Raw genomic sequence first — 14,779 nt, 5'->3', positions numbered from 1 at the left:
TTACATTATACGTACGTAAAAACACTTCTACAATCAACATCTTGTCATATTTTTTAGACATCTTGCTTTTCATTTTTAACATCTCACTAAACACATAAAAAGTAACATTTCTGGAAGAACGATTTCAGACGATTCAATGAACACAATGAGGCCTATCTCCACCGAGATAGGCCTTTCATTTACGATATTACACTAGCTATAAAACTACCTTTAACTTAAACCCTGCTCTTTATCTCTGTGTCTGTCCCCCTGCTGCTAGCCTTTCAATACGTAAATTATCTAAAATAAACGTACCTGCTCCGGTATCCCCGTTTAAATTCGTTCCATCACTGAAAATTCCGACATAAGTTTGACCGTTCTCAGAACCTGTCACAGTAAACTCTGCTGTTTTTGTATCAGTAGATGCAGTAAGAGTGTTATTCACACTCAATCCCTTTGCACTCGCAATGTCTCGAACATCAATTTCTTGATCCCCTGAAATAAAGCGGAATGCAGTTGCTGTTGTTTGATAGTCAAATGATACTTTATAAGTTATGCCAGGTTCGAAACGATAATTTTGAGGAATAGTACGGTACAGCAAACCTTTATTTCCAGTGTTCACTTTAACGGACCAATTCCCACCTAATACATCGTCGACTAATTTTTTACCTGCCCAGCCTTTTTGCGTATATGGAGCATGCAGCTCAGACAGATGAATTCTGTTGTCTTCTACCCCTTCTGTGTTACCAATAACGAATGGGTAAATACCTTGTACTACCGATTCAAAATCTTGTTTAAATTCCGTCGGTGAGGCATAATTTTTTAAGGACTTTTGAACGATCCGAATATCATCAAATCTTGTGTTTCCTTTTCCAGCATCACGGCTGAGAGTTAATTTAGCTTTATTAGTTACAGCTGTAAAGCTTACTTGCATGATTTGCATTTTGCTATTATATCCATCATTTGAGGCATGTGAATCTGCCTTGACATAGTTCTTTTGCAGGCTGCGAAGTGTGTAATTGTTAACGTCTTCTTTCCCACCTGTTACTGTAATTCCGGCCTTTACATCACTATTGTTTTCAACATATACCTCTGCTACATATTCTTTACCTGGTTCCAAACCAGTAAGGACACGGGAAACAGTTGTATCTTTTGACGGACTATCAATATTCAAGTAGTAATCTCCACTACTTACATTACGGTTGCTTCCAGTTTGATTCGTTCTAACGGCGCTTACAGCTTTGTTATCACCTTGAATAGTTGTATATGCACTTACTTTTCCTGTATTGAATCCCGTGTCATATATATGAGCACCCTTGCTCCAATCATAGTCAAGGATTTCCAAACCTTTATCTCTTTTTGGTACAACAACATAAGGAGTTGCCGCACTAGCTGTCAAAGTTACCTTATTATTTACGACCTTGACTTCTTTCATATCTGCTCTACCGAGATCTGTCAGTTTATATACATAGACACTAGATACATTCTTATATTCATCTGGAAGTGTCCAAGTAGTTGTACCACCTTCCAAATTCCAGTGATATAGTTTTTCAGAATCAGAAGTTGGATTTTTAAAGTCTTGTTTCACCCAAGGAATTAAATAAGTGTGGCCATCAAGTATAACATTTCCATTTAGTGTAATAACACGCTCCCTAGAATTGTCTTTTCTAGTTACATCGACAACATCACTATTACTTGGGTCTTTCAATTTTATTTCCTTTTCTAAGTTTGTCTTACTTTTATCCCCTTCTACAGCTGTCCAATTCGTTACATAATATTTTTGTAAGAATTTAGTAGGTAGATTTGTATCAAATGTCATGCGAATAAAATTATCAAAATTCTTATCAGATTGCCACCCTTCGAAACCAGCTAATTCAAATCCACCAAGCAATGGATGATCAGCAGTTCCTCCTACTTCAGGCCAATTCAATACCCAAGAATCTCTTTGGTGATTGCTAATAAAGCGTAGTACTTCTGAGTTGATACCTTTGCTTTCCGGTCCACCGTAGTTTTTATCGGTAGCCCAGTGTTGCCACGTTGAATAATTGGCCATAGAACCACCAAATTCCGTTGTTAGTCTCCAGCCCCTATCTTTAAATTGATCTGCTATTCTATTTGATTCCCATTGATTTTGATACCATACATCCAAATAAATAAAGTCAAGATCAGGAACAGCAGTTTTCAATTCGTCTAGTCTTTTCGCACGCGCTCCAGAATACAAATCTTTTAATTTATTAATTGTATAAGATTGATCTAACCATCCCCATCCTAAAGAACTTGGACGATCAATAAAATCATTATTGAAAGCTTTCGCTTCAGGATAAGTTTCTTGCGCATTTATATGGACACCAAATTGGGTATTATACTTACGCCCCTCTTTAATAAGCGTATTTAAATCTTTAACGCCGCCCATACGTTCACCCACATCACCATAATCTGGATGACCGCTGTCATGTCCTTCGTTTGCATATCCTTTTAATATTACAGCTTGCCCCAATTCATCTGTAGCAAGAGCAACCTTTTTAACATTATCTGCGGTTTTTAAGAATGGTTGTTGTGCTTGTGATCCGAAATTCATTGCAATACGCATTCCAACATTATTGTTTACATCTTGATATCCTTTAATATCTTGCATAATATCACGGTATGCAATCGCCGCATCTTGCCAATCTGTCTTATTATCATTATTCAAATCTTTAGCAATAGCTATTTTAATAGTTGGTTTATTTTTTTGTGGTTCTGACATAAAATCTCTTTGGTAATAGAGTGCACTAGAACCTATCCCCATTGCCTTAGCACCATTTTTATTTACATATCGATTTGCAACTAAGTTTTTATAGCCATCCACTTCTGAACTGGACCATACACCCGCACTCAATTCGTCAGTTGACAAAAATGCAGTATAATTTTTAGTAGATGTACCTATTTCCCCCATGGAAGAATCTACGCTTACATCCACATCTCCTGATTTCCTAACATCAGTACTTATATTCGTTAATTTAGCTTTGGCACCTTTTTGCTCCGAATTTACTGAGATAACGTTCATATCAGCAAACTCAACTGTTTCAATTTTTGCACTACCATTATTTTTAATTTCATCGAAACTATAAACAACCTTATTATCATTCACCTTCAAAGATACTTTAAATACAGCATCAAGGTTTTTCATTTCATCCACAACTTTTAATGTATATAGCGCTTCACTATCGTTTAACTTTTCAAAGTTTACTTTAGGATAGTAGAGTCCGCCATTTACTTTCAATCCGTAAACAGGAGCTTCCTGTCCACTCATTACTTTATCGCCAACTTTGTATTTCACAATCCGCGGGAATACTTGATCAATTGTGACGTCCATATACTTTGACCTTAATGTATCTTCTACTGGTGGAGTATCTGGAGGTTTTGGTGCACTATATTCCTTTATTTTGACATTTGAAATCGTAATATCGGCAGCACCTCGGCTTTTTTCAAACCCTAGTAAGCCCGCTTGATCTACACCACCTGTTAAAGTCCAAGAATCTACCTTTTTACCATCAATGTATAACGTTGCAACATCGTCCATGAATACTAAGCGTAAATGGTATGTTTGTTTTGCTTTTAACGGCACATTTGAAGTCATCGACGTCCAATTGTTTATAGATCCAAATGTTTCACCAAAATACTGATCGTTCGTATCCCCTGTTCCCACATATGTGTATGTAGATGGATTTTGAACACGATAGATTAATCCAAAGCGATTCATCTTATCAGTATTAGTAGTAACATCCGCTTCAAAAACACCATTTTTAATCGCTTTCATTTGGTTGTATACAATTCGATTCTTTTGGGTAGATGTAACACCAAAAGTTGCTGAACCATCTTCATTATAAGTAACATTTCCGTCGCCTGAGATAATTTTAAGGTCGCCTTCTTCCAGTTTATTATCTGTAATATCGACAAGTTTTTCATCTCCTGGATCTGTACCTCCATCCCCAGGCGCATTTCCTAATTCAATGAGTACTTGACTGTTTTTACCTCCAAAAGCACCAAGTTTAACCGCTTCCTTACCTGTAAGGAGATTATTTACATCATTAGATAAAGTAACCGGTCCAAATAAATCTTTTCCATCTAATGTAATATTCAAAGTGGTTTTATTATAATCAATTTTAATAGAGTGCGAAGTTCCAGCCTCTGGAAGTGGAACATTCGGTCTCGTTTTTAACCAATCACCTTTTCCTTGATATTTGTATTCATAGAACCATCCAAGTGAGTCGTAGCCTACAAAAACGAAGTTATTATTGTCAATATAGTGAGGATAGAAACCAAATCTAGTATCTTCTCCACTGGTTTCTGGAGTAAAGGTATACGCCATCGTTCCCGATTCTTTAGCGATTTTATTTTGGTCTTGAAAAATTGCAGCTTTAGCCCCATTATCATTTCCGGCACCTGCTCCAAGCCTTACATAGGACTTCCCATTTTGTTCTATTATTGCATTGATTTCGTTTCCTCCAGATGAAATTGTAACCCATGGATTAGACACATTTGCTCCTACATGTAATGGCACAATCATGCTAACTAAAAATATCGGCACAATTAGCACAAGTGCAAGAAGGGTATTAAAAGCTCTCTTGAAATGCTTACTCTCCAATTCTTCTCCCCCTTTGAAATTTAAATTTTAGTTAAAAACAATACCTGCACATTCATTTTTAAAATATACCAAAACCTGAAAGGTACCGCTTTTACTTATCTTTAGAATAGTTTTTTTCAAGTGCCCACTCAATAAAGATATTGTTTCTTTTTTTAGTTATATTGTCTTTTTAAAACGCTTACAAAATAAGGGTAATTTCACCTTTTTATGTGTATTTTTGAATCTTACTAAATTCAATCGATTTGATGTTACACGATAATTAATATTCTTCGGTTTATATATACGAAAAAATTATCCCCCCTCCCCTTAGTCATGATTACTACTACCTTAACTGTTCTGGGCTTTCACCCCAAAATGTGTGACCATATTGAACGCATAAAAAAATGAGCAGACGAATGCCTACTCATTTTTCTTCATTCCATTTAAAAAGTCGTTCTGGTACAAATATATGTTCAAGGAATGAAAGACATATGGAGGAAAAGATATTGTACTAACTTTGAAGCTCAGCTGTTACTTTTACTTTAGCAAACCATGAGTTAGCTGTCTCTTTCAATACGATATTCAGTTCTTCAGTATTCCTTTTACCAATATCTTTTAACCAATCACGACCTGCTTGTTCACCGCCTATAGCAAACGGTATAACACCGTCTTTCCAAGTTGCCCGACCACATAACACTCCGTTAAAGGTAGATCCGGAGTCTTTAGCAAATTTTAATGTTTCTTGAAATAATTTTGCGCTTACTCCTGCACTCAAAAATATAAATGGCAACTCGGTTGCTTCACTTTGTTCTTTGAAATAGGAAGCTGCCTTTTCTTTACTGTAAACAAATTCACCTTCTGTATATCCTTCCACATAGTTCATATCTACTGGAACTTCTACTTTTAATACATCTACTTTATATTGTGGTTTCGAGAACTCCTTCATGCCCTCAATCACTTTATACGGTTTTATTTTTGCGTATGCTTTACTTTTCACCTCATCATTGTCAGCATCATAAGTAACAATCTCTAAGAAAAATGGTATGTCTTCAGCTACACACTCTGATCCGATACGTTCCATATAGACATGTTTATAATTATTAATTTTTTCATCTTCATTGACATCATAGTAGAGTAAAAATTTAATAGCATCGGCACCTGCTTCCTTTAATCGTTTCACTGACCATTCTGGTAATAAATCCGGCAACCGACCTACTTCTGATGCATCGTATCCAGTTTTTTCATACGCTACGATTAAGCCCGATTCTTTATCGCGGACCTTAGCCGCTGGCAGACCGTATTCAGGGTCCAAAAGAATCGCTGTAGCAAATGGTGTTAATTCCTCAGAAACTAATTCTTTGAAACGGATAATACCCTCATCTCCAACATGACCTGCACCGCCAGACGCAATCATTTTTTTTAATGAACCACGTTGATCAATAGCCAATGCTCCAATTATGCCATTTTCAGCAGATAAACGTTTTAGAGCTTCCAATTTATTTTTGGTTAGTTCTAACATCAACATTCTCCTCTATCAATCTATTTTTTCAACTTTAACGAGATCAAAGTATTGTTTAAACTTATTCACATTAATATAACCAGTTCCAGCTTCCATCGTATTTAACATTCCTGTCGTCATCGCCGTTTTAAGAACAGTCTCGATTGTTTTATGTTGATGTAGTGCCACAGCTAACCCGGCAACTGTCGCATCACCAGACCCTACAGGATTGACCAATTCTATTTTTGGAATCGTAACTCTGTAATAATCATCGCTGTGCCTAACAAATGCACCTTCACCACCCATTGATACGAGAACCCACTCAATTCCAGTAAATAGTTCATGGTTTAATGCTTGCTTCAGATCTATGCTTCCCGCTTCCATGTTTATGCCCAACAGCTGAGATAATTCCGCTATATTTGGTTTAATGGCAAATGGTTTTTCTTTATGCACCATCGCTTGTTTCAAAGATTCTCCTGACGAATCCATAATTACTGGAATTTCATTTTTATGACAGATTTCTAGCATTTGATAATAAAAATTAGTCGGTAACCCTTTCGGCAAACTGCCTGAAATTGTCACAAGTGAAACTGTTGTAAGTAAAAATTCGAATTTCTCTAAAAAACTAACCCCTTCTTCTTTGGATAGTGTTGGACCAGATTCTAAAATCTCTGTTTGCATCCCTTCATGAAGAATGGCAATACAATTTCTTGATTCTTTTTTGATTTTCAAAAAGTCATTTGGAATATTGACTTTATTTAATTCTTGAATAATGTATTCACCAATCGTACCACCAAGCACACCTGTCGCTAGGACAACTTCATCCATTTGAGCGATCACTCGCGCAACATTCAAGCCTTTTCCACCAGCAGTTTTATGAACCGTTTCCACACGGTTAACAACATCTAACTTTAATTCATGAATCGGATAGGAAATATCGACCGATGGATTCATGGTGACAGATAAAATCATTAGTAATCCCTCTTTCAGAAAATTGTTTAAGCTTGAAAACGACATACACCATCAAGATAAGTAGCAATTACATCCATCGTTGGCGTAATCACAATAAAGTCCGCAGCATATCCCTCGGCAATCTTCCCGCATTCGCCATCGAGCTGCATACTTTTGGCTGGTGCAGTACTCGCCATGTAAATCGCTTCCTCAGGCGTGGCAATTCCCCACTCGACGACATTTTTGACAGCATCTTTTAATTGCAAAATGCTACCTGCTAAACTTCCACTTTCCAAACGAGCCATCCCCTCTTTTACTTTCACAGGAAATTCTCCCAGTTGATAAGTTCCTTCAGGCATACCTCCAGCCATCATACAATCGGACACCATTACTACCTTTTCTCTGCCGCGGATATTCATTAAAACATTTGAGGCAACAGGATGAACATGATGTCCATCACATATGATTTCGGCAAAAACATCTTTTAGATTCATGGCCGCTCCGACCATCCCTGGCTCACGATGGTGTAATGGACTCATTCCATTGAAAGTATGAACAAAAATGGAAGCTCCTTTTTCTACCGCTTGCTTTGCTTCTTCATAAGTTGCGTCACTGTGGGCCAACGCCACAGCAATTCCTTCCCCTACAGCATATTCAATAAATTCCGCTGCCCCTTTTCTTTCAGGTGCAATCGCGATTTTTTTAATAGCATTATTTGATAATTCCTGCCAAACTTTCAACATTTCAACTGATGGGTCACAAAAATATTTCGTGTTTTGTGCTCCTTTATGCTTTTCAGTAAAAAACGGTCCTTCTAAAAAGATTCCTTTAATTTTTGCACCTTGCACTTTTGTGTAGTTGGCACCAATCATTTCAACGACATGATTTAACGATTCTATTGAGGATGTTAAAGTTGTCGGTAAAAAGGATGTAACGCCGCAAGAAAGGAGTCCTACCGAAATTTGGTTCAGCCCCCCAAAACTATTGTCCATAATGTCGTGATTTCTAAATCCATGAATATGTGTGTCTACTAGGCCTGGAGCGATCCAATTTCCTCTATACTCAATAATTTCTGCCGTGTCCTCTGGCCTAGTTTCCGAAAAAACACAGAATTTTCCGTCTTTTATTTCTAAAAATCCAGGCCCCGTAACCATCTCCTCAAGAAAAAACTTATCTGCAAAGATAAAAATAGACATATATGTTTCTCCTATCCTAGTTACTCATATTCGTAGATGGTAACACCTTTAACGACACGGTTCACTGTTCCTGTCGGTGAAGGTGTATCCGGTGTATTGCCTACTTTCACGGAAGCTAACAGTGAGACAGTCTGCCCAATCATGACAAAAGGTAATGCTAAGTATGCATCTGGTACAGACTGAGCCTCGCTGCCGAATACAAATCTGTTTCCAGCATAATTAGTTTCTCCATCAACCTCGATGGCACAAATATAGCTGGCAACGTCGTCCTGCTGCATTTCTTTTAACATATCTAAATCATATTGACGTGTATACGGATGGTTAGAAACAAACACGAAAACTAATGATTTTTCGTTTACAAATGATTTTGGACCGTGCCTGAATCCTAACGGTGAATCAAATGCGGTAACAATTTTTCCAGCTGTCAGTTCTAATATTTTTAATTGTGATTCTTTCGCTAAGCCTTCTAAACTACCAGAACCTAAGTAAATAATTCGGTCAAAATCAAAATCTACTATCTCTTTGATGACGTCTTCTCTTTGAATGACACTTTCACCCATTTGATGAATTTTTTTCACTATCTTTGATTTTTCTTCGGCCGATATAGAATCAAAAACGAGTAATGCCGTTAACGCCATGCAAGTATAACTTCCTGTCATAGCAAATCCTTGATCATTCGATTTTTCAGGCATCAATAGCAATAAATTTTTTTCATTATTCACGGCCCGTTTGGCTAATTTACCGTCTTTCGCACAAGTAATCGTTATTTGATACAAATCCGTTACTATTTGCTCAGCTAATTGTACGGCAGCAACACTTTCCGGGCTGTTCCCGCTTCTTGCAAATGAAACGAGTAAGGTTGGATAATCCTTTTTGAAAAATTGGTAGGGATTCGAAACTAACGTGGTTGTCGGAATACTTAGTACTTCCCACTGTTGTTCATCGACTTTTTCTATTAAATAAGGGGTGACTGTATCACCAACATAGGCAGATGTTCCAGCGCCTGTAAAAATAACTCGAACCCGGCTGTGTTTCATTACTATTTTTTGCAAAAACTCTTCAATTCCCTCTCTTTTCTCCATATACAAAGCACAGGTTTCGGCCCATAAATCAGGCTGCCGTTTTATTTCCGCTGTTGTTATCGATGCACCTAACGAAACTAAGTTTTCTTGACTTAATGTAAACATATTTGTCCACTCCTCTACCTATTTGCCATCATGCTCTCCATAAAAGAAGACTGGTGCGCCCCATTACATACCTTCAAATACTCGTAATCCTGCACCAGTAACTCCATTATTTTGTGCCAATGTACTGATGCTCATCTGTTCCAAAAGATGTTGTTGCTCTGGAAGCTGATACCTTTTCAGCTTCGCTTTAATCAACTCTAGTAGAAATGGATTTTTCACAATGACACTGCCACCAAAAACCATTTTATGCGGATCTAATAAACAGGAAATCTTATAAAGACCTTGAGCTAAATAATCAGTTACCTCATTGATGATGGACTGATATTCTTGTACCCCATTTATATAACTAGCAAAAACATCCTTTGTTGAAATCGTATCTACCTGTAAGTCCCTTTCGGCTATTCTCTGAATCCCTGGCCCAGCAGCAATTTTTTCTAATCGTTCATTGCCCCCTCTCGTGAGGACGGGAATCAAACCTAGTTCTCCAGCAAATCCTGCCCCTCTAAAAAATGAGCCTTTATGAATGATAGAACAAGATATTCCCGTACTTATAGTCACGTAGACAAAGGTTTCATCCTCTTTTACATGTGCTGCTCTCCATTCCGCATAAGCCGCCATATAGACATCATTGTCAATCGTGATCCGCTGAATACCAAATTTCTCTTGCAAACGGACCGAAATAGGAAACTGCCTCCAAGGTAAATTGTTTTGAAAAACGGCAATTCCCTTCTCGCAATCCACTTTTCCCGGTACCCCAACACCAATCCCCTCGATATCAGCGATGGAAATCGATGATTTTCTGAGGACTTGTTCCACAGATTCTACAACTTTACCAAACATTTTTTCTCGGTCTGAAGGATCACTTTTTATTTCCGCTCGTTCAAGCATTTCGCCTGTGTCCGAAATGACTCCCGCTGCAATCTTCGTTCCCCCAATATCAATGCCGACTGCCTTTTTCATTTGTCCGCACCCCTAGGTTTGTATTTGAAGTATTGAGTAATTTTCTATAATTGTTATCGTTGAACATATATGTGCGATTCCTTGATCAATTCACTTGCCCTGGTTGATTTATACGTATTTCCGATTGTAGTCATAAAGTAGCCCTAAGAGACCAGCTAATCCAATTAACATCATACCTAATTCGAATTTACCAGCTGTCTTTTGGTAGATGATAATTAAAGACAGGCATACGATAAACACAACAATTTTAATAATGAATAAAATATTAGCCTTCATTTGAAAAATCCTCCCATCTGATTTCACTAGGTGCCAATGTTACTTCTTTCCTGTTTCCATGTCCGTCGTAGACAGCCGTTGTTTGTTCGATCATTGAATTGTTAACAATCGCCATTTTTTGAATAGATGGATATGCATGGACTTCACAATAAATGTTGCTCGCATGATACTTTTGAAATTCTCCTTCTTTATTAGCAGCATAGTATAACGCGCGCATCAGAAGACGTGTATTTTCTTCACTGTATGGCAGCCCTGCTATATAGACTGCTCTACCTTCTCCAAACGGATGACTTGAAAGATGAACTTCTCCATTTGAATATTCTATTATTTCGGTTTTGTCTGATAACGCATAAATGTTTTTCATTCCTTCACCAAAATCAAATTGGGTGCTGTCAGTAGAAATAAAGTGATTTTCGACAGGATTAATAAAATATTTATCTGTTGATAAGCTAAATCCTAATTCTTTGTCAACACCTAAGACGTTCGCCAATTGAAAATAATGTCCTTCATGCTGATAGGCTGTCGGTTCGCCAATACCTATGAAACCTCCACCGTTATACATCCAGGCCCTAATTGTAGTGACTAACTTTTCATTAATCCAATTAGCCCCTCCTGAGAAAGCTGTGCCTACATCACCGGCATTAATGATAACGTCAATCCCCTCAGGTATCCCCTCGTTAATGACATCATCAAAACTAATGAACGAAACTTCCACAGCAGCCCCGCTCAAAGATTCCAAAACACCTAAATAAGAATAAATTTGTTTATACCATAGAGCGTGAGCAACCATATGTGTTTGCCAAGTTCTCAACTTGCCCCAAGAATTCAAAATTGCAACTTTAAGACCGCTGTATGGCTGAACACCTTTAATCGTGTCATGAATTTCACGAAATTCCTCGGTAACTTTTTCAATATAGGAGATAAATTCCGGGAATTGATAAGCTAGGCTTAAATAACCACCATATCCGATACGATCAACAGGGTTCCGTAGTAACGCTCTGCGTGCCGTTAACCAGTTTTCATTCGCTTCAATCGTCGGGTTGTTACCTTCGTAAAAAGTGTCTGGGAAGAAATAAGGTAAGAAACGCCCTTCTGTGTAACGAACATGTGGTATATCTGCAATCATACGTAGTGTGGCTCCGCCTCCCACACTGCCTACAACTGCGTCCAATCCGATATTTTCAAAGTATTTCCCATATGGTTCTGTACCAATCCAGTTATCACCAAGGAACATCATTGCTTCTTTTCCACTTTCATGGACAATATCCACAAGTTTCTTTGCTTCTTCAGCAACGAACTTATGAACAAAATCTATATAATCTAAAAATGCGGTAGTTGGAATTCGAAACGCAGTATTATAATAACCTTGATCAACAATGTCCTCTGGTCTTAAGCGATAACCCTTTTCTTTTTTAAAAGCATCCAAAGCAGCAACTGAAACACTAGCACCATATCCGAACCAATCGACAAATTTCTCTTTACCAAGATTATTGAACACAAGGGTAAAATGATAGAAAAATGTTGTAAACCTGACCACATCTGTATCTTTATTTTCTGTCAGCCATTGTTTTAAATAGGTTTTCATAAATTCATTGGAATGTGGCCGCCTGACATCAAAAGGAATATCATGTGGCTTATCGCCCCAATTATTAGTAATATGATTGTACATTTGGGTTGGATCCCAAATCGCATAAACTAGGAATGAAACCGTATATTCATGCCAAGGAATCGCATTCGTAATCAAGACACGATTTTTTTCTTCGTTTACTTCCCAATCATTAGCGTCAACAATTTCTCCTGTCGTCCGATCGATAACCTCCCAGTATTTTTTAGGACTGTGAATGTAATCCGGCTTTAATTGTTCCTCAAAGTAGCCCTTCATAAAATCAATTTCAAGGCTGTCAGTAAGCGCTGTATTGAATAAGCTCATTAAATAAAGCTGCTGGCATTCATCCATGTGCTTCTCTGCAAACTCATTGTGAGCTCGAGCAACAAAATAGGTCGTATAAATTTTCGCATCCAATTGTTTAATATCATCGTCTAGTTTCGTTCCATCACTATCGCGAATCGCATCCGCACCCCATCGTTCCATCAATTCTTTTGTTTCCTTAAGAAAATTTTCTTCACTCGGTAAAGTAACACGGCCTTTTTTCTTTTTCATGTAAATCCTCCTCTAATCCTTTAAACCACCAAGGGACATTCCTTGTGTTAATTTTTTTTGAACAATGATGTATAAAATCAAAGTTGGCAGCATGACAAGAACCATGCCTGCATACATTTGACCATAGTTCGCAGCAGATTTCTGAGCTGCCATCAAGTTCATTAACCCAACAGGTAACGTTTTATTCGGTCCCGGGATTAATGTTAAGGCAATAATATATTCGTTCCAAAAGGCAAGAAAATTAAATAAAATAACGGCAATAATACTTGGACGAGCTATCGGAATCATGACTAAAATCATTGTTTTGAAATATCCTGCACCATCGACCAACGCTGCTTCCTCATACGTAGATGGAAGTGATTGAAAAAAACTAGACAGCAAGTAAATGGTAAATGGTAATGCCGTCGCCGCATATACCACAGCTAAAATAAATAAATTGTCTAGTAAAAATCCATCACCCAGTTGGCCTCGTAAAAAGGTATCTCCGTCCAATAACATCAAGAAAATTGGAACAACAATATAGTTCACATTGATGAATAATCCAGCTTTAAAAAAAGTATTTATTAACTTGCTTCCTCTAAAGGTATACCTTGCCAACACATAGGCTGCTGGTAAGGCCACAATCAATAAAATGAGCAGAGCCAACGCAGTTACCATGACTGAATTCAACATATAGGTACCCATGTTTGCTTTTTGGAAAGCATCGATAAAGTTTTGAAAATAGAAACTTTTCGGCATGGCCCAAGGACTTCCATAAAACTCCGAGTTTTTCTTCACTGAGGCTAAGAAAACCCATGCAACAGGAATAATAATAGAAATTGCTAACGTAATCAGTGCTACATATATAAAACAACGATATATCACTTCTGTAGTCATACCTTTTTTGGGCTTAACTATTTTTGGGGCTTTATAAGCTGCTTCTACAATCATTTCTTTTTCGGTTTCCATCATTTTCGGATCTCGATAAGCTGTTTCTGTAGTCATTCTTTTTTGTGTTTCCATCGTTTTGGACCTCCTTAATACTCCAACACTTCCCTTTTAGTGACACCGCTTATAATTGCAGATAATGCGAATGAAAACAGGAAAATTACCACCCCAATTGCCATACCGTAACCGTAAGAAGAATTCGTGTAAGCCTGCTTATACATGTAGCTTAAAAACACTTCCGTCGATCCGTCAGGTCCCCCGCCAGTCATCGCTTGAACGAGTAGAAAGCTTAAATTAATCGTACTAATAACGAAGAAAGTTAAAGTCGTCCGAATGTTATTCCAAATTAACGGTAACGTAATACTGAAAAATTGTTTGACCCGTCCAGCACCTTCCAAAGCAGATGCTTCATAAAAACTTTCCGGAATACTTGCCATTGCCGCCATATACATGACCATATAATAACCAATCGCTTGCCAAATGAGTGCCCCGCCAATGCTATAAATGGCAATCTTTTGATTACCGAGCCACATCTTTTGAAGATTTTCAAGGTTAAATAAAGCAAGTATATTATTTAACAATCCTGTAGTCGGATCATAAATTGCAGAAAATATTCCCGCGATAACTACAACGGATAAAATATTAGGGAGATAAAAAATAATTTGAAAGAAACTTTTACCTTTTATTTTTTCTCTCGTTAACAAAGTGGCAAACAAGATCGCCATCACCATCGTGATAAGTGTAACAATAACAATTAATACGATACTGTTTTGAAGAGATCGAAAGAAATTCATATCATTCCATAAAATCTTGAAGTTTTCTAATCCAACAAATACCTTATTATTAGAAAATCCTCCCCACTTATATAAGGACATCCTGAATACCTCAATTGTAGGAACAATCATAAAAATGGCTAATAGTAGTAGTGCCGGTGCAGTGCAAACAAAAATAAAAATTCTTTTTTCTGTTGTCTTATTCATGCCATCACCTCAGTTAATAAGTACAACGGTGAGACTAGCTGCTCACCATTGTACGTAG

General features: G+C 37.5%; 10 protein-coding genes. All 10 read right to left on the bottom strand.

The annotated features are described in order from the left end of the window. Window positions 1-229: 229 nt before the first annotated feature. The 10 genes from KZZ19_RS09785 to KZZ19_RS09740 all read right to left on the bottom strand — a co-directional run bounded on the left by KZZ19_RS09785 (window position 230) and on the right by KZZ19_RS09740 (window position 14,721). A complete protein-coding gene (locus KZZ19_RS09785) occupies window positions 230-4,606 on the bottom strand; it encodes an endo-alpha-N-acetylgalactosaminidase family protein (RefSeq protein ID WP_237980934.1) in 4,377 nt (1,458 codons plus the stop codon). A 490-nt stretch (window positions 4,607-5,096) separates the two neighbouring features. Next, window positions 5,097-6,104 carry a tagatose-bisphosphate aldolase gene (gene lacD / locus KZZ19_RS09780; protein ID WP_237980933.1) on the bottom strand — a complete coding sequence of 336 codons (1,008 nt, stop codon included), beginning with the start codon at window positions 6,102-6,104 and terminating at the stop codon, window positions 5,097-5,099. 15 nt (window positions 6,105-6,119) lie between these two features. Beyond that, window positions 6,120-7,055: a hexose kinase gene (locus KZZ19_RS09775; RefSeq protein WP_237980932.1), complete on the bottom strand. Its 936-nt coding sequence runs from the start codon at window positions 7,053-7,055 to the stop codon at window positions 6,120-6,122. A gap of 26 nt (window positions 7,056-7,081) precedes the next feature. Then, the gene (gene nagA / locus KZZ19_RS09770; RefSeq protein ID WP_088096107.1) at window positions 7,082-8,230 is read right to left on the bottom strand and encodes an N-acetylglucosamine-6-phosphate deacetylase; all 1,149 of its coding nucleotides are present in this window, start codon (window positions 8,228-8,230) and stop codon (window positions 7,082-7,084) included. A 20-nt stretch (window positions 8,231-8,250) separates the two neighbouring features. Beyond that, window positions 8,251-9,417 carry an SIS domain-containing protein gene (locus tag KZZ19_RS09765; RefSeq protein WP_237980931.1) on the bottom strand — a complete coding sequence of 389 codons (1,167 nt, stop codon included), beginning with the start codon at window positions 9,415-9,417 and terminating at the stop codon, window positions 8,251-8,253. A gap of 63 nt (window positions 9,418-9,480) precedes the next feature. Beyond that, a complete protein-coding gene (locus tag KZZ19_RS09760) occupies window positions 9,481-10,377 on the bottom strand; it encodes an ROK family protein (protein WP_237980930.1) in 897 nt (298 codons plus the stop codon). Between the two features lie 108 nt (window positions 10,378-10,485). Beyond that, a complete protein-coding gene (locus KZZ19_RS09755; RefSeq protein ID WP_237980929.1) occupies window positions 10,486-10,653 on the bottom strand; it encodes a DUF6903 family protein in 168 nt (55 codons plus the stop codon). After that, window positions 10,643-12,814 carry a 1,3-beta-galactosyl-N-acetylhexosamine phosphorylase gene (gene gnpA / locus KZZ19_RS09750; protein ID WP_237980928.1) on the bottom strand — a complete coding sequence of 724 codons (2,172 nt, stop codon included), beginning with the start codon at window positions 12,812-12,814 and terminating at the stop codon, window positions 10,643-10,645. Before gnpA ends, KZZ19_RS09755 begins: the two co-directional genes overlap by 11 nt. A 12-nt stretch (window positions 12,815-12,826) precedes the next feature. Further along, the gene (locus tag KZZ19_RS09745; RefSeq protein ID WP_237980927.1) at window positions 12,827-13,816 is read right to left on the bottom strand and encodes a carbohydrate ABC transporter permease; all 990 of its coding nucleotides are present in this window, start codon (window positions 13,814-13,816) and stop codon (window positions 12,827-12,829) included. A 14-nt stretch (window positions 13,817-13,830) separates the two neighbouring features. Then, window positions 13,831-14,721: a carbohydrate ABC transporter permease gene (locus tag KZZ19_RS09740; protein ID WP_237980926.1), complete on the bottom strand. Its 891-nt coding sequence runs from the start codon at window positions 14,719-14,721 to the stop codon at window positions 13,831-13,833. Between the last annotated feature and the right edge of the window lie 58 nt (window positions 14,722-14,779).

Source organism: Bacillus thuringiensis (assembly GCF_022095615.2).
Lineage (GTDB): Bacteria > Bacillota > Bacilli > Bacillales > Bacillaceae_G > Bacillus_A > Bacillus_A cereus_AG.
Note: the sequence above shows the minus strand (reverse complement) of the source record. Positions and strands in the feature narration are given on the sequence as shown.